At 59.5% G+C, this 16,346-nt stretch carries 15 protein-coding genes; 12 read left to right on the top strand and 3 right to left on the bottom strand.

The annotated features are described in order from the left end of the window. Positions 1 to 210: 210 nt before the first annotated feature. The gene (gene yihA / locus BKX96_RS18205; RefSeq protein WP_046818665.1) at positions 211 to 855 is read right to left on the bottom strand and encodes a ribosome biogenesis GTP-binding protein YihA/YsxC; all 645 of its coding nucleotides are present in this window, start codon (positions 853 to 855) and stop codon (positions 211 to 213) included. A 191-nt stretch (positions 856 to 1,046) separates the two neighbouring features. Here yihA and BKX96_RS18200 point away from each other — a divergent pair, with 191 nt between their 5' ends. The 7 genes from BKX96_RS18200 to BKX96_RS18170 all read left to right on the top strand — a co-directional run bounded on the left by BKX96_RS18200 (position 1,047) and on the right by BKX96_RS18170 (position 8,248). Next, on the top strand, positions 1,047 to 1,337 hold the full coding sequence (locus BKX96_RS18200; protein ID WP_046818664.1) for a c-type cytochrome: 291 nt from the start codon (positions 1,047 to 1,049) through the stop codon (positions 1,335 to 1,337). Positions 1,338 to 1,380: 43 nt separating this feature from the next. Next, complete coding sequence (locus BKX96_RS18195) at positions 1,381 to 2,010, top strand: c-type cytochrome (RefSeq protein ID WP_046818663.1); 630 nt, start codon at positions 1,381 to 1,383, stop codon at positions 2,008 to 2,010. A gap of 200 nt (positions 2,011 to 2,210) precedes the next feature. After that, positions 2,211 to 2,852 carry a thiol:disulfide interchange protein DsbA/DsbL gene (locus tag BKX96_RS18190; RefSeq protein WP_046818662.1) on the top strand — a complete coding sequence of 214 codons (642 nt, stop codon included), beginning with the start codon at positions 2,211 to 2,213 and terminating at the stop codon, positions 2,850 to 2,852. 14 nt (positions 2,853 to 2,866) lie between these two features. Then, positions 2,867 to 3,742, top strand: a complete 876-nt coding sequence (locus BKX96_RS18185; protein ID WP_046818661.1) for an endonuclease/exonuclease/phosphatase family protein — start codon at positions 2,867 to 2,869, stop codon at positions 3,740 to 3,742. Further along, positions 3,743 to 5,677, top strand: a complete 1,935-nt coding sequence (locus BKX96_RS18180) for a GGDEF domain-containing protein (protein WP_077185114.1) — start codon at positions 3,743 to 3,745, stop codon at positions 5,675 to 5,677. Between the two features lie 102 nt (positions 5,678 to 5,779). Beyond that, complete coding sequence (locus tag BKX96_RS18175) at positions 5,780 to 6,559, top strand: N-acetylmuramoyl-L-alanine amidase (protein ID WP_077185111.1); 780 nt, start codon at positions 5,780 to 5,782, stop codon at positions 6,557 to 6,559. A 75-nt stretch (positions 6,560 to 6,634) separates the two neighbouring features. Next, positions 6,635 to 8,248: an EAL domain-containing protein gene (locus tag BKX96_RS18170; protein WP_046818658.1), complete on the top strand. Its 1,614-nt coding sequence runs from the start codon at positions 6,635 to 6,637 to the stop codon at positions 8,246 to 8,248. Between the two features lie 6 nt (positions 8,249 to 8,254). Here the strand turns inward: BKX96_RS18170 and BKX96_RS18165 are convergent, their stop codons facing one another. Both BKX96_RS18165 and algB read right to left on the bottom strand, forming a co-directional pair. Further along, positions 8,255 to 10,045, bottom strand: a complete 1,791-nt coding sequence (locus BKX96_RS18165) for a KinB sensor domain-containing domain (protein ID WP_077185108.1) — start codon at positions 10,043 to 10,045, stop codon at positions 8,255 to 8,257. Positions 10,046 to 10,055: 10 nt separating this feature from the next. Beyond that, positions 10,056 to 11,402, bottom strand: coding sequence for a sigma-54-dependent response regulator transcription factor AlgB (gene algB / locus BKX96_RS18160; RefSeq protein ID WP_046818656.1), 1,347 nt, complete (start codon positions 11,400 to 11,402; stop codon positions 10,056 to 10,058). Between the two features lie 431 nt (positions 11,403 to 11,833). Between algB and BKX96_RS18155 the strand changes: the two genes are divergently transcribed. The 5 genes from BKX96_RS18155 (at position 11,834) to BKX96_RS18135 (ending at position 16,246) form a co-directional block, all read left to right on the top strand. Further along, positions 11,834 to 12,121, top strand: coding sequence for a hypothetical protein (locus BKX96_RS18155; RefSeq protein ID WP_046818655.1), 288 nt, complete (start codon positions 11,834 to 11,836; stop codon positions 12,119 to 12,121). 72 nt (positions 12,122 to 12,193) lie between these two features. Then, the gene (locus BKX96_RS18150) at positions 12,194 to 12,358 is read left to right on the top strand and encodes a DUF1328 domain-containing protein (protein WP_003170804.1); all 165 of its coding nucleotides are present in this window, start codon (positions 12,194 to 12,196) and stop codon (positions 12,356 to 12,358) included. A 2-nt stretch (positions 12,359 to 12,360) separates the two neighbouring features. Continuing rightward, the gene (locus BKX96_RS18145) at positions 12,361 to 12,825 is read left to right on the top strand and encodes an inhibitor of vertebrate lysozyme family protein (protein ID WP_077185105.1); all 465 of its coding nucleotides are present in this window, start codon (positions 12,361 to 12,363) and stop codon (positions 12,823 to 12,825) included. A gap of 671 nt (positions 12,826 to 13,496) precedes the next feature. After that, positions 13,497 to 14,828, top strand: coding sequence for a glutamate/aspartate:proton symporter GltP (gltP, locus tag BKX96_RS18140; RefSeq protein ID WP_046818653.1), 1,332 nt, complete (start codon positions 13,497 to 13,499; stop codon positions 14,826 to 14,828). Between the two features lie 188 nt (positions 14,829 to 15,016). Then, on the top strand, positions 15,017 to 16,246 hold the full coding sequence (locus BKX96_RS18135) for a spore maturation protein (RefSeq protein ID WP_077185102.1): 1,230 nt from the start codon (positions 15,017 to 15,019) through the stop codon (positions 16,244 to 16,246). Positions 16,247 to 16,346: the final 100 nt, after the last annotated feature.

Raw genomic sequence — 16,346 nt, 5'->3', positions numbered from 1 at the left:
GATTTACTGAATGGCTGGTGAAGCCCTTCGATGCTCCTATGTTGTGTTAAGTGTTGGCAGATATCTGGACCCCGCCCTAGCGGTCTAGAACTTGAACCCCGGAACTTCCCCCTCCCCATAGAAGTCCGGGGTTTTTTTTGCCTGTAGAAAACCGCCTGCTGCGGTCATGCCGCGCTGGCTTGACCGCACCTCAGACGATTTTTTACACACTTATCCGGTAACTTCTTCGGCGCCCTTGTCCGCCAGTTCCATCCAGCCTGCCAATACAGTGTAGGCGTCTTCCAGGCCCATGCGTTTGGGCGCCGAAAACAATTGGATCGTCACGGCATCGCCCCAACCCTTGCGGATTTCCGACTGCACCTTGAGCAGCGTGTTCTTGGCCGCGCCGTAGGTCAGCTTGTCTGCCTTGGTCAGCAGGATGTGCATCGGCATGCCGGCGGCGACCGCCCAATCGAGCATCAGCAGGTCGAAGTCGGTCATCGGGTGACGGATGTCCATCATCAGGATCAAACCCTTCAAACTCTCGCGACCACCCAGGTAGGCCTCGAGGTGACGCTGCCAGTGTTGCTTGAGCGGGATCGGTACTTTTGCATAACCGTAGCCCGGCAGGTCGACCAGACGGCGTTCATCGTCTAGCTTGAAGAAGTTCAAGAGTTGCGTGCGCCCCGGCGTTTTCGAGGTGCGCGCCAGGCTGGCGTGCGTCAGGGTGTTCAGGGCGCTGGACTTGCCGGCGTTGGAACGACCGGCGAAGGCGACTTCAAAGCCCTCGTCATCCGGACATTGGTCGACTTTGGCGGCGCTGAGCATGAAGGTGGACTGTTGGCACAGACCGAGGATGGGATTCTTGAGTTGCATGGGATTTCCGATGTGGGCGGCGCCAGGAATGGGTGCGGCAAGCAGTGTCGCTTCCGTTTCAGTGACGCCAGTATATAATGCCGCAGATTTTGTGTGCGCTTTGTCCCGACGCAGGATGAAGTTCGCGAGAGCGACAGACCTTGATTGCGCATTAGAACGCAGATCGCTCTCAACCCTGAAAAGGTCGTTTTATGACGAAATGGCTGCTAGCTGCCGGAGTCTTGATACCGCTTTACAGCGCTCAGGCTACACAGGATCCGGAAGCAGTGTACAACCGTGTTTGTGGTGCCTGTCATTCCGGCCAACTACCCATGGCGCCCCGCAAGGGCGATCAGGAAGCTTGGACGCCGAGGTTGGCGAAAGGTATGGAGACGCTGGTGCAACACGTGACCCAGGGTTTCAAGGCGATGCCGCCGCGTGGTTTGTGCATGGACTGCAGTGCCGAGGATTACCAAGCCATCATCCAGTGGATGAGCGAGTAAACCCGGTCCATAACTTAACCCTTAGCCGTAGTTGGATTAGCTGATGAACAAATTGATCGTGAGTCTGCTGTTGACCGTGGGGATCTCCGGCATTGCCCATGCTGCAGGTGAGCCAGTCAAACCTGGTGACGCCGCCGCAGGCCAGGCAAAAGCCGCCGTATGTGGTGCCTGTCATGGCCCGGATGGCAACAGCATGGCGCCTAACTTTCCAAAACTGGCCGGCCAGGGTGAACGCTACCTGACCAAGCAATTGCACGACATCAAGTCGGGCAAGCGCACCGTTCTGGAAATGACTGGCCTGCTGACCAACCTGAGCGACCAGGATCTGGCGGACATCGCCGCCTACTTCGCCAGCCAAAAGGGCAGTGTCGGCGCCGCCGACCCGAAAGTCGTGGCTCGCGGTGAAGCACTGTTCCGCGGTGGCGACCTGGCCAAGGGCCTGCCAGCCTGCACCGGTTGCCACTCGCCAAACGGCGCGGGTAACGCAGCAGCAGGCTTCCCGCACCTGGGCGGCCAACATGCTCAATACATCGGCAAGCAACTGACCGATTTCCGCAAGGAAGAAGGCGGCCGTACCAATGACGGCGATACCAAACCGATGCAAAGCATTGCCAAGAAGCTGAGCGACGAAGACATTGCCGCAGTGTCCAGCTACATCCAGGGCCTGCACTAAGACCGGCAAATCGGGCGTTGATCGGGGTCTGCATCTCCTGCAACGTTAACGCTCCATTAATCCGTCACAGCAAGTATGAAAAGGGTGGCCTTGGCCGCCCTTTTTTGTGGCCGCTGCCGTTACACTACAGAACTCGGGCCCGCCATGACCTGTCTTAATCCAGGTCCCGCGAGGCGATAAAATTTGTCCAGGAGTAAAGCATGCGTAATCTGATCATCAGCGCCGTTTTTGCCGCTGCCAGCCTGTTCGGCATGACTGCCCAAGCCGCTGAAGCCCCCGCTGCACCTTATGTCGAGCTGAGCAATCCGGTGCCGGTCGCCGTGCCTGGCAAGATCGAAGTGGTGGAGCTGTTCTGGTACGGTTGCCCGCACTGCTACGCCTTTGAACCGGTGATCAACCCATGGGTTGAAAAGCTGCCATCCGACGTTAATTTCGTGCGTATTCCTGCCATGTTTGGTGGCCCGTGGGACGCTCACGGTCAGATGTTCCTGACCCTTGAAGCCATGGGCGTCGAGCACAAGGTCCACGCTGCAGTGTTCGAAGCCATCCAGAAAGAACACAAGAAACTGACCGACAAGAACGACATGGCCGACTTCCTCGCCACCCAGGGCGTCGACAAGGACAAGTTCCTGGCTACCTTTGACTCTTTCGCCATCAAGGGCCAGATCAACAAAGCCAAAGAACTTGCGAAGAAATATGAAATCACCGGCGTACCCACCATGATCGTCAACGGCAAATATCGTTTTGACGTGGGCTCCGCCGGCGGTGCCGAACAAGCCCTGCAATTGGCCGATAAACTGGTCGACCAAGAGCGAGCGGCTAACAAGGCTGCCGCCAACTAAGCGAGGCGCCTGCCATGCGCCGCTGGGGAACCGAACGTGTCGTTGGCCTGCATGATCCGCGGGTCAACGAGCATCATCTGGAGTCGACGGGCCTGCCCGCAGACAGCCGTCTGCGCTTGCTCAGCTTCAATATCCAGGTCGGCATCAGCACCGAGCGGTATCGGCATTACCTGACCCGGGGCTGGCAACACCTGTTGCCGCACACCGGGCGTGCCGACAATCTGCAAAAGATCGGCAATCTGCTGGGCGATTTCGATCTGGTCGCCCTGCAGGAAGCCGATGGCGGCAGCCTGCGCTCAGGCTACGTCAATCAAGTCGAACACCTGGCCCAGCTCGGCGCCTTCCCTTACTGGTACCAACAACTCAATCGCAACCTCGGTCGCCTGGGCCAGCACAGCAACGGCGTGCTCAGCCGCCTGCGGCCGTGGGCAATCGAGGACCATCCGTTGCCAGGACCGAAAGGTCGCGGGGCGATACTGGTACGTTTCGGTGAAGGCCCGGAAGCGCTGGTGGTGGTCATGATGCACCTGGCACTCGGTGCTCGTGCCCGCAGCCTGCAACTGGCGTACATCCGCGAGCTGATCGGTGGCTACAAGCACCAGGTATTGATGGGTGACATGAACACCCATGCCAGTGACCTGTTGCAAAACTCCCCATTGCGCGACCTAGGCCTGCTGGCCCCGCAACTGGATGCGACATTCCCCAGCTGGCGCCCGCAGCGCTGCCTGGACCATATTCTGCTGAGCCCGAGCCTGACCCTGGAAAAGGTCGAGGTGCTGGCACAACCCATTTCCGATCACCTGCCGGTCGCGGTAGAAATTCGTCTGCCGGGTTCGCTCACGGCCGATGCATTGCCCGCGTTGAGTCCTGCCCCCCCGCGGATCCCATGAATGAGCGACGAAGCACAGCGCTGGAAAGAGAAGTACCTGCAAAGCATCGAACAACAGGAAAAGCTCGAACGTCGCTGGGACGCCCGGCTCGACCTGCTGCGCCGGGGCCTGGTACGCAGCACGCTGGCAGCAGAGGGCACCGATCGAGTCGTTGACCAATGCATGAAGGAGATGCGCGACGTCGTGCGCACCGACGACATGGACGCCGGTCTCGCCGCCCTGCTGCCACGCCTGGAAAAAGCCGTACTCGACTCCGAACAGCGTCGGGAAACCCGGATCAACCAGACCAGCGCCGCCCTCACCGCCCTGGTCACGCAGTTGCAGACGTTGCCGCTGCCCCGGGAAGTGAGTCGCCCCCTCAAGCACTTCGCCAAACAACTGGACAGCCGCGTCAGCCAAGCGCGTGAGATCCCGTTGCTGCTCGGCGAACTGAGCGGGCTGCAGGGCAAGGCCCTGAGCCAGCTGGAGAGCCCGGCGGAACCCGAGCGCCCAGGACTGCTGCAGCGGCTGTTCGGGCAACGTGAAGTCGACGAAGCCTCCCCTGCAGAACAAGCACTTTTCGCGCACACGGGCGAAACCGTTTTGGCGCCTGTGGTCGCGAGCCCGTCAGTCATCGCTGACAGCGCGCCGCACGCAACCCCGCAGATACCGGCTGCAACCCAACCAGTTGCTGTTACGCCAATCCTTGAGCCGCCACAACTGACCGTCCAGCCTGTCGTCACACCCATGGCCCAGGCTGAACAGGCACTCAATCCCGACGAATTGAACCCGGCGCTGTTGCTCGACACCCTGCCGCTGCCCTCGCCCATGGCCAAGGCCCTGGCAGCCGTCGATCCACAGCAGCCCGAGCAGGACATACTCTACGCCCTGCCCGACTCGCCCGAACCGTCATACAGCTCGGTGGCCAAACACATCGAAGAGACCTTGTTAGGCCTGCTCGATGACCTGACGCTGCCCGAGCGTCATCGCCCGCAAGCCGAATCCATGCGGGAACGACTGAAAAACGGTTTGAACTGGTACGAATTGCTGCCGATCCTCGACGATCTGGCGACTTTGATGCTGGCAATCTCTGACAGTGGCCAACACGAATTCGAAGCCTATCTGCAGCGGCTCAACGAACGCCTGGAATCGTTCCAGAGCAACCTGCAGGCCGCCAGCGCCGGTCATGCCGACAGCCGAACTGCCGCCCATGCGATGGACACGCAGATTCGTGAACAGGTCGACGGCTTGCAGAGCAGCGTGCAGGAAGCAGCCGACCTGGATGACCTCAAGCACATCCTGGAAAATCATCTGGAAGGCTTGCTCGGCACCATGGACCAGCACCGTCAGCAGCGCGATGAGCGTGAACAGGAGGTGGCAGCCCGCCTGCAGAGCCTGGCCGAACGGGTTGCCCACATGGAACAGGAAGCCCAGGGCTTTCGCGAGCATCTCGAAGAGCAGCGCCAGAAAGCCTTGATCGACCCGCTGACCGGCCTGCCCAACCGCGCGGCCTGGAGCGAACGCCTGGAACATGAAATCGGCCAGTGGCAGCAGCACGGCAATACGCTGATGCTGGCCATGCTCGATCTCGATCACTTCAAGCGCATCAATGACAATTACGGGCACCTGGCGGGTGACAAAGTACTCAAAATCATTGCCAGCGTGCTGCGCAAACGCCTGCGCGGAACGGATTTCATTGCGCGCTTTGGCGGCGAAGAGTTTGTCCTGCTGATGCCGTCCACGGCCCCGGCGAGCGGCCTGAAACTCCTGGAAACCCTGCGTGCCTCGATCGAAGCCTGCCCTTTTCACTTCAGGGGTGAACCGGTCACCGTCACCCTCTCCATGGGTCTGGCTGCGTTCAAACCTGGCGAGCACAGCGATCTGGTGCTGAAAAGAGCCGATCAGGCGCTCTACCGCGCCAAAAATGCTGGGCGCAACCGGGTTGAGATGGGCTGAGGGCTGGTCGCTCCATTTTGTTCAAATCGTTGCGATGGGCCAACACGCACAAGCCAGTACGTTACACTGTTGCATTACTGTCTTTAGCGTGTTGGCTTCCCCATGAAATATCTTGCTCTCATCGTGTCGCTGATCCTCTTGGCCGGCTGCGCCAGCGGTCCCCGCTACGACACCAGCCATGCTTCCGCCAATCACGACAGTCGCATTCAATTCGTCGTGCTGCACTACACCTCGGCTTCGCTGGAGCGCTCGCTTCAACTGCTCACCCATGGTGAAGTCAGCAGTCATTACCTGATCGGCGACAACAAGAGCGCGACCATCTACAAGCTGATGGATGAAAACCTGCGTTCCTGGCACGCCGGGGAAAGCCAATGGCAAGGCCGCACCTGGATGAACTCAAGCTCTATCGGCATCGAAATCGTCAATCCGGGCTTCAAGGACACCCCGACCGGGCGCCTGTGGTACCCCTACACCGAAGCGCAGGTCCAATCCCTGATCGTCCTGCTCAAGGACATCAGCCAGCGCTACGCAATCAACCCTCGTAACATTGTCGGCCATAGCGACATCGCCCCCTTGCGCAAACTCGATCCCGGCCCCCTGTTTCCCTGGAAGCGCCTGGCTGAGCAAGGGATCGGAATATGGCCGAACGAGCAAGCCGTAGCCCGCCAGCAAACCCGGTTTGAAACGCAGCTGCCGAGCATCAGCTGGTACCAGACGCAACTGGCACGCTTCGGTTATGACACGCCGCAAACCGGCGAACTGGACGTCGCAACCCGCCATGTACTGGCGGCTTTCCAGATGCATTTCCGACCGGCGCGCTATGACGGCACGCCGGACGCACAAACGGCTGCGATGCTTCAGGTTTTAAATCAGACAAAATAATGACGATCGCCCGACGGTCAGCACGTTTCTCAAACAGCAGCTATAACTCATTGGTAATTCTTCGGATATTCCATAATGACTGCTGCTCGAGAGACACTCGGAAGTTGGTTCTATCGCCCTTGGTTCCTGGCGATGCTGGCTGCTGTCTTGAGCGCTGCATTGATGATGGCCGGCAGCTACCTCGTGGCCATCCACCAGGTTGAGCAAAACGAAAGCTGGGAAATGAACGCCCAGGGCGAACGTTTTCTCGCCCGGCTGGAGCAATTGTTCGGGCAGTTGCGCGAAAGCCTCGATGACCTGGAAGCCCAACCACTGCGTAGCTGCGACGACGACATGATCGCGACTCTGCAGCAGGTCAGCTTCAATTATCGCTTCGTCTATGAAGCCGCCTACATGGACGACTCGCGAATCTGCTCCAACCGCCCGCGCCAGGGAGGCTTGTCCCTGATACGCCCCCCGGACATCAAGGGCCCCACCTACAGTTACTGGTTGAACACCACCACCGAGCCCGATGAAAACCGTGCCGCGCTGATGCTCGGTCGCGGCAACTTTCGGGTGGCGACCTCCCGCGGCCATTTGACCGACATGGTCGACCTGTCGCCGGGTAGCAGCCTGCTTGTAGTACTCGACCATGGCACCCGCGCAATTCCGGTACTGGGTGTCGCACAAGCCTGGCCCCCGACTGGAGATTGGCCCCCGAAAACCCGCGATGCACTGCAAGTCACCCAGACCAGCCTGATCTATCGCATGCCCACCGATAACCCGGTATACCAGTTGGTGCTGATCAGCCCGCGCAGTGGCACCCATATACCGCCCGTGTGGTGGTGGCTGCTGCCCGCCTGTGTGTTGTTGGCAGTGTGCGTAGGTTTCCTGGTGTTTCTGCTGGTGCGTCAGCGCCAGTCACTGGATGCCGAACTGACCGGCGCCATCCGTCGAGGTGAGTTGCAAGTGCTGTATCAACCGATCTTCGACCTCGACAGCCGCAACTGTGTCGGGGCTGAAGCCTTACTGCGCTGGCGCCGGCCGGATGGCACCCTGACCAGTCCCGACCTGTTCATCCCGATGGCCGAGAACACCGGGCAGATCCGCCAGATGACCGACTTTGTCCTGCAACGCCTGCTCGAGCAGCTGGGGCAACTGCTGCGGGCCAATCCGCAACTTTACATCTCGGTCAACCTGGCCGCCTGCGACGTCATGGTCCCGCGGATCGGCCAAGTGATGGCTCGGCTGTTGACCCTGCACCGGGTCGCGGCCAAGCAGATCGCCTTCGAAGTCACTGAACGCGGATTGATCGACGTGGTGGTGGCCCGGGAAAACCTGCAAGCCTTGCGGGATGTCGGGCATCAGGTACTGATCGATGACTTCGGCACTGGTTATTGCAGCCTCGCCTACCTGCAAACCCTGCCGGTGGATTGCCTGAAGATCGACAAGGCGTTCATCGATGCCCTGGGCCATGACGCGGCGAGCAGCGGCGTCGCCCCGCATATCATCCACATGGCCCAGTCACTGCATTTGAAGGTGATTGCCGAGGGTATCGAGCATGAAGCCCAGGCGGCACTCCTGAGCAGTGAGGGGGTGAAGTTCGGCCAGGGCTGGCTGTTCGCTCATGCACTGAGTGCGGTGCAGTTTATCGAGCTGATTACCCGCGGTCGCCGGATCGCCGGTCGACGCCTGGATGACGAGGCGTAAAAGCGCCTACACAGCCAACGTCATATAGAACTGAGTTCCCTGCCCCGGCCGCGAGTACACGCCCATCCGGCCACCGTGCAGTTGCACGATTTCCTTGCACAACGCCAGACCGAGCCCGGCCCCGCCTTTCTTGCGGCCGACCTGGACAAAGGGCTCGAAGATCCGCCCCTGCTGCCCATAGGCAATGCCTTCACCGTTATCTTCGACGCTGATGATGACCCGGTCCCCATGCCGCCTGGCTTGCAAGCGAATCAGCCCGCCGGCGGCCGTGTGGCGCAGTGCATTATCGATCAGGTTGTCGAGCACCCGGTCCAGTTGCGGCTGATCGGCTTGCAAGTGTGGCAAGGGGCCCTGGACTTCGACCAACAGCTCGACGCCCTTCTCTTGCGCGCCGTCGGTAAAGCGAATCCGCGCTTGCTCCAGCAAATCATCGATGGAACACGGCGTAAGGGTGAGCTTCTGCAAGCCGTTCTGGTAGCGAGAGAAATTCAGCAAGTCGTTGATCAGTTGCATCAGCCGCTGCATTTCTTCATTGACGGTATCCAGCAGGTCGGCTTCACGGGATTCCTGCGGAAAATGCGCGCGCTCGCGGAACAGGCCGAAGGCCATGTGCATGCCGGTCACGGGGGTGCGCAGTTCGTGGGAGGCACGCAAGACGAACTCGCTGCGCACCCGCTCGAAAGCACGCTGTTCAGTCACATCGTGCAGCACCATCACCGCGCCGAGAATCTGCCCTTGGGTATGAATGACCGGCGTGAGGCTATATGTCAGCAACCGCGTTTCACCATCAACCTCGATATTCAGGTCATCCGGCACCCGCTCCAGTGTGCCGCCACGCAGAACCAGCTGCAGTTGTTCATCGAGTTCGGGGTGCTCCAGCGCCTCCCCCAGGCCTCGCCCGAGTCGATCGGTGTCCCAACCCAACTGACGCTGAGCAACCGGGTTGAGGTGCTCCAGGTGCCCCTGGCGGTCGATCATCAGCAATCCGTCGTCGATGCCATCGAGCACCGCCTGCAAACGCTGCTGTCCCGCCAGCAACTCATCTACGTTGGTGGCCTGATGCTGGCGTAGCGCTTCAGCCATGATCCCGAAGCGCCGGGTCAGCTGATTCAGTTCCACGGCCGACGACACCGGCAGCGTGACGTCGAAATTACCCTGGCCGATATGGTCCGCTGCCTGCGCCAGCGCCTCGATAGGCTCGCCGAAGCGCCGAGCGATGGCGTGCGCGGTCACGAAGCCGATGATCAGTACCGCCAGCCCGACCAGGCCAAGCAGCCCGGCGATCAGCAGCGCACGCTCACGGGCCTCGCGTTCGATGGTGCTGATGCCTTCCAACGCCCGCTTGTGGTCGGTGATCAGACCATTGCGCAGTAAATTGAATTTTTCGGTCAGCTCATCGTTGCCGCTGAGCACGCGCGTTGGGTCAGCGGAATCCTCATACGCACGAATGAAGCTCAGATAGTCGGCCCTGGCCTTTTTGAAACCGTGTCCGAGGCTTTCGTCCGACGGCTCCAGCGCAATGCCCTCCTCCAACAATTCAAGGTAATGCTGTCTGGATGCTTCGAAGGCGGCGCGATCGTTCTTTTCGCTGAGCATGATGATCAACTGGTCGCCCAGCGTCTGACGCAACTTGAGTCCCAGATCCAGGGTGACAAAGTTATTGCGCACCAGCGCTTCCTGGCTCCCGGCCATCTGCAGCACACTGACCAGCCCGAGCAGCAGACCAAGCAGTGCGACGGTGATCAGCGCGGAAATGCTGAGGAAAAGACGAGTCTGCAACTTCATCGGCAGTTTCATCGCCGCAGACTCACAGGTTGTACTGCTTGCGCTTGCGATACAGTGTCGATGCGTCGATGCCCAAAGTCTTGGCGGCTTGATCCAGGGTACCTGCGGTGGCGAGGACGGCACCGATATGGGCTTTTTCCAGCTCATCAAGACTCAATGGGGCACCAATACGCGGGGCGTTATTGATGGGTGCTTCGGACATGCCCAGGTGGGTAATCTCGACCCTTTCCTGCGGGCAAATGATACTTGCCCGTTCAACCACGTTACGCAGTTCGCGAATGTTACCTGGCCAGCGGTAACCGAGCAGCGCTTCACGGGCCTCGTCGCTGAAGCCCCGAGCCGGACGGGCGTATTCCTTGACGAACCGGGCCAAAAAACGGTCGGCGAGGGTGAGAATGTCTTCACGGCGTTCACGCAGCGGCGGCAGGTGCAACGTGATCACGTTGAGGCGATACAGCAGGTCCTCGCGGAAACGGCCGTCGCGGACCATGTCTTCGAGGTTCTGGTTGGTGGCCGCGAGAATGCGCACATCGGCCCGACGTGTGACGGGATCACCTACCCGCTCGTACTCTTTGTCTTGAATGAAACGCAGCAATTTTGGTTGCAGAACCAAGGGAAAATCGCCGATTTCGTCGAGAAACAATGTACCGCCATCTGCTTGATTGACGCGACCCAACGTACTTTCACTGGCACCGGTAAAAGCTCCGCGGCTATGGCCAAACAGTTCGCTTTCCATAAGCTCGGCAGTGAGCGACGGGCAGTTGATAGTGATGCAGGACTTCTTCGCGCGCTTGCTCCAGCCGTGAATTGCCTGCGACAGCTCGCCCTTCCCCGTTCCGGACTCCCCGAGGATCAGGATGTTGGCATCGGTACCGGCCACCTGGCGAGCCGTCTCGAGCACGACTTTCATCGCCGGGCTGTGGGAGTCCAGTCCGTCCTTGGGTTTACGTATCTCACCTTCCAGCGCCTCCAGACGCGCCGATAACTGCCGTACTTCCAGCTGCTTGGCCGTGGCTAGGCGTAACTGATCGGGGCTGCATGGCTTGACCAGATAATCGGCGGCACCCGCCTGGATCGCATCCACGGCAGTGTCCACGGCCGAATGCGCAGTGACGATCACTACGCGCATCCACGGCGCCTGGATGCGCATCTGCGCCAGAACGTCCAGGCCGTTGTCCTCTCCCAGGCGCAAATCCAGAAAGCACAGGTCGAAGACTTGGCGCTGCAGCAAGGCTTCCGCCTGCGCGGCGCTGTTAGCGGTCGCCACGCTGTAGCCTTCATCTTCAAGGCAATAGCGGAAGGTTCGCAGGATGGCAGACTCATCGTCCACCAAAAGAATGCGGCCTTGGTGCTCAGTGGCGGATTCCATTTTCCTACGCTCCTTAATGAATGATCTTGGTTAGTCACGGAAAAATCGGGCAAGTTGCATGGTTTATTCTGATCCATTCCTGCCCTGTCAGGGTAGCTATCTCCTGTCCCCTCGCTTCAGATCCGTGTTTGCGCGTTTTTCATAGCAAACCCGCATCAGAGATGCCTTGCGTCCATTTCTGACAGCTGCGCCCTCTTCTCAATTCAAAAATATTGCGAAGTCTTTGCGTCCAGTCGTGCATTACGCACGACCGCACGAGGGCCCATCGTGCAGGATGCGTCAGGTCACCTTTGCGGCATATCTATAAGTAATTGTTTTTTAACGATTTTTTAAAGGAAAAAAGCTGGCATGCAGGCTGCAATAACCTGATTAACGCAGGGCAACAACAAACGCCCTCAACCCGATATCCCCAGCGTGGGAGGAGCTTCAGGATGAATCGTCAACGTGCCGCCCAATTGCATCTCTCGCCACTGCATGTTCAGCAAGGCCTGTTTGCGGTACTTGCACTGTTGATCACCCTGTTCGCCGGTCAACAGTTTCTTCTTTGGGAACAGAGCCAGCAGCCAGAAGCCCCGAGCGTATCGTTTGAACATCCGACCCAAACCCACTTCAGCGCGGCAGGCAGCGGTTTGGCAGATAACGCCCCGATGAGAATGATGGACGTCGATCAGGCACAACCGGCCGATGAGATGCCCCGTCAGGAACGTTGGGTGTTCTAAGCACATTCGACTTGGTGCGCTCGTCGCGCCGGGAATGCAGCACCTTTAAATAGAAACGTAAGGAGAATCACCATGTTGAGCTGGGCAATCACATTCTTGATCATTGCCATTGTCGCCGCAGTCCTGGGCTTCGGTGGTATCGCGGGCACCGCCACGGGTATCGCCAAGATTCTCTTTGTCGTGTTCCTGGTGATGTTCATCGCTTCCTTCTTCTTTGGCCGCCGCGGCCGAGGGTGAACATGAGCGTTTCGTTAAAGACACTGGCAGCCGCCCTGCTTCTGGGCGGTAGTGCCATGGCAACCGCTGCCAATGATGGGCAGGCACGGGTCAACGAGCTCTTGAACGCTGACCCGCAGTATCGCGAAACCTGGCAAGGCGTTGTGAAAAAGGAAGAACGCTTGCCGGAATGGGTGATGAACCTGTCTGGCGATGCCGAACAAATGAACGCCGTTGAAGAGGATGGCGACAAGTATCTGGTGGGACCGCTGTGTCATTCCCAGGCCAGTTGCACCACCGAACGCTTGATCGTCGCCGTCAGTTTCGACAAAAAGGAAGCCTACGCCATGCTGCTCGAAGTACCGGCAGGTTTACCGGCCGACAAGTCACCGACGAGGCACGCCAACTACCGCTTCCTCGGAAAACCGGACCAGGGTATGCAGAACTTGTTAATGGAACAGCTGAAAAAAGATCCAAAGTGGTACTGATTTCCAGACGCGAAAGAAGCACACCGCTTCTTTGCCGCTGCGCCACCTGAGGAAGGCAGGCGCATGACCAAGGGGTCGGGACGTTCTGCCTGTTTCAGGGGCGGAGTGACCTACGGGTACAGGGAGTGCCTGCGCGAGGGCCGGGTCAGGGTGAACCAGCCACGCAAGTTCGCCGGCCACAGGCGGCTCGACGGACTTGCGTAGAGCTTTACTGCTGAGTGCGTTTGATTGGAACAGGCCGTTGGTTTCGTTAGCGGCGCTTCAATTGTGACCGTACATCGAGAAAAATCGCCTTTCTTTTCCCCCCGGATCTCGGCGCGCATCAGAGGTTTTTCCTTCTTTTCAGTCCCCCTCCCCCCTGATCAAAAAACACCCAACCTGCTCTGTGATGGCCGGTTCACGGCACTTATGCCTGCCAATATGTCGCATTCGAACCGGTTGGGACGCGCGTTTCACACAAAAAACCTCATGCCGATTCGGCATAGGGTAGGCGTTTACGGCATTAGACGCCGCATCCTTGCATCGGAATAGTTGCGCCTTTTTTCGCCTGCCAGAGAGCCACTAACAAGCGCTCCGGGGCTCCTTATACGGGGGCAAGTGCTCTGTCGTTTTCGCCACAAGCGGAGCCGGTCGTGCATCTGCCCGAGTCAAACTGAAGTAAGGGTAAAGATATGAAGAAGGCAAAGCTTAGCCTCGCCTGGCAGATCCTCATCGGTCTGGTATTGGGGATTGCAATCGGTGCGCTGCTCAACCATTTCAGTGCCGAAAAAGCCTGGTGGATCAGCAACGTCCTGCAACCAGCGGGCGATATCTTTATCCGTCTGATCAAGATGATCGTGATCCCGATCGTCATCTCTTCCCTGATCGTCGGCATTGCTGGCGTGGGTGATGCCAAGAAACTGGGGCGCATCGGCTTCAAGACCATCGTCTACTTCGAGATCGTCACCACCATCGCCATCGTGGTCGGTCTGCTGCTGGCCAACCTGTTCCATCCAGGTGCCGGCATCGACATGAGCACCCTGGGTACTGTGGACATTTCCAAGTACCAGGCCACCGCGGCCGAGGTTCAGCATGAACACGCGTTCATCGAAACCATCCTCAACCTGATCCCGTCGAACATCTTCGCGGCCATGGTTCGCGGCGAAATGCTACCGATCATCTTCTTCTCCGTGCTGTTCGGTCTCGGCCTGTCGAGCCTGCAGGCGGACCTGCGCGAGCCGCTGGTGAAGATGTTCCAGGGCGTTTCGGAAAGCATGTTCAAGGTCACCCACATGATCATGAACTACGCGCCAATCGGCGTGTTCGCCCTGATCGCGGTGACTGTCGCCAACTTCGGCTTCGCGTCGCTGATTCCGCTGGCCAAACTGGTGATCCTGGTTTATTTCGCCATCGCCTTCTTCGCCTTCGTGGTGCTGGGCCTGATTGCTCGCCTGTTCGGCTTCTCGGTGATCAAGCTGATGCGCATCTTCAAGGATGAGCTGGTACTGGCCTACTCCACCGCCAGTTCCGAAACCGTGCTGCCGCGTGTGATCGAGAAGATGGAAGCTTATGGCGCGCCAAAAGCCATTTGCAGCTTCGTGGTGCCAACCGGTTACTCGTTCAACCTGGACGGCTCGACTCTGTACCAGAGCATTGCAGCCATCTTCATTGCCCAGCTGTACGGCATCGACCTGTCGATCAGCCAGCAATTGCTGCTGGTACTGACCCTGATGGTCACCTCCAAAGGCATCGCCGGCGTACCGGGCGTGTCCTTCGTGGTGCTGCTGGCGACCCTGGGCAGCGTCGGTATCCCGCTCGAAGGCCTGGCTTTCATCGCCGGTGTCGACCGGGTGATGGACATGGCGCGTACCGCTCTGAACGTCATCGGCAACGCCCTGGCCGTGCTGGTCATCGCTCGCTGGGAAGGCATGTACGACGATGCCAAGGGCCAGCGCTACTGGAACTCCCTGCCGCACTGGCGCAGCAAGGAAAAGCTGCCGGCTGGCGAAACCTCCAGCAACTGACACACAACCTGCAGGAGCTGGCTTGCCAGCGAAGAGGCCTTCAAGCCTTGCATCGCCAATGAGGATGCCTTCGCCGGCAAGCCGGTTCCTACAGATGTTTAGCGCATAGACAAACCCCGGAGAAATCCGGGGTTTGTCGTTTCTGGTCACCCCGCTATCATTCGCGCATCTTTTGGGGGATTTGACTGATGCTTAATGGCCTGTGGCTTGGCTTCTTCATCGTGGCGGCCGTGTCGGCGCTGGCGCAATGGCTGATCGGCGGCAACGCCGGGATCTTCGCGGCGATGGTGGAAAGCATCTTCGCCATGGCCAAGTTGTCGGTGGAGGTCATGGTCCTGCTGTTCGGCACGCTCACCCTGTGGCTGGGCTTTCTACGGATCGCCGAGAAAGCCGGGATCGTCGAATGGCTGGCCAAGGCCCTTGGCCCCTTGTTTTTGCGCCTGATGCCGGAAGTCCCGGCCGGCCACCCCGCCATCGGCCTCATTACCCTGAACTTCGCCGCCAACGGCCTGGGCCTGGACAATGCCGCCACGCCCATCGGCCTCAAGGCCATGAAGGCCCTGCAGGAGCTCAACCCCAGCGCAACGATCGCCAGTAACGCGCAGATCCTGTTCCTGGTGCTCAATGCCTCTTCACTGACCCTGCTGCCGGTGACGATCTTCATGTACCGCGCCCAGCAAGGCGCGCCCGACCCGACACTGGTGTTCCTGCCCATCCTGCTCGCTACCAGTTGCTCGACCATTGTCGGCTTCCTGTCCGTGGCCTTCATGCAGCGCCTGCGCGTCTGGGACCCGGTCGTGCTGGCATATCTGATTCCCGGCGCCCTTGCCCTCGGTGGTTTCATGGCACTGCTGGGGACGATGTCCGCCGCTGCGCTGGCGGGATTGTCTTCAATCCTCGGTAATTTGACGTTATTTGGACTGATCATGGTGTTTTTGCTGATCGGGGCGCTACGCAAGGTAAAGGTCTACGAGGCGTTCATCGAAGGCGCCAAGGAGGGCTTCGATGTAGCGAAGAACCTGCTGCCGTACCTGGTGGCGATGCTCTGCGCCGTGGGCGTGCTGCGTGCGTCCGGCGCCCTGGATTTCGGCCTGGACGGCATTCGGCACCTGGTGGAGTGGGCTGGTTGGGACACGCGCTTCGTCGATGCGCTGCCGACCGCGATGGTCAAGCCGTTTTCCGGCAGTGCCGCCCGCGCCATGCTGATTGAAACCATGAAAACCTCTGGTGTGGACAGCTTCCCGGCGCTGGTGGCGGCTACGGTTCAAGGCAGTACCGAAACCACGTTTTATGTGCTGGCGGTGTACTTCGGCGCGGTGGGTATCCAGCGCGCGCGGCATGCGGTGGGGTGTGCGTTGTTGGCTGAGTTGGCCGGCGTGCTGGGGGCGATCGGGGTTTGCTACTGGTTCTTCGGATAACCACAACCCCCTGTGGGAGCGGGCTTGCTCGCGAAGGCGTAGTGTCAGGCCACCTGTATTTTGCATGACACACTGCCTTCGCGAGCAAGCCCACTCCCAC

Source organism: Pseudomonas putida (assembly GCF_001976065.1).
Taxonomy (GTDB): domain Bacteria; phylum Pseudomonadota; class Gammaproteobacteria; order Pseudomonadales; family Pseudomonadaceae; genus Aquipseudomonas; species Aquipseudomonas serbica.
This window is presented reverse-complemented; position numbering and strand designations above follow the sequence as displayed.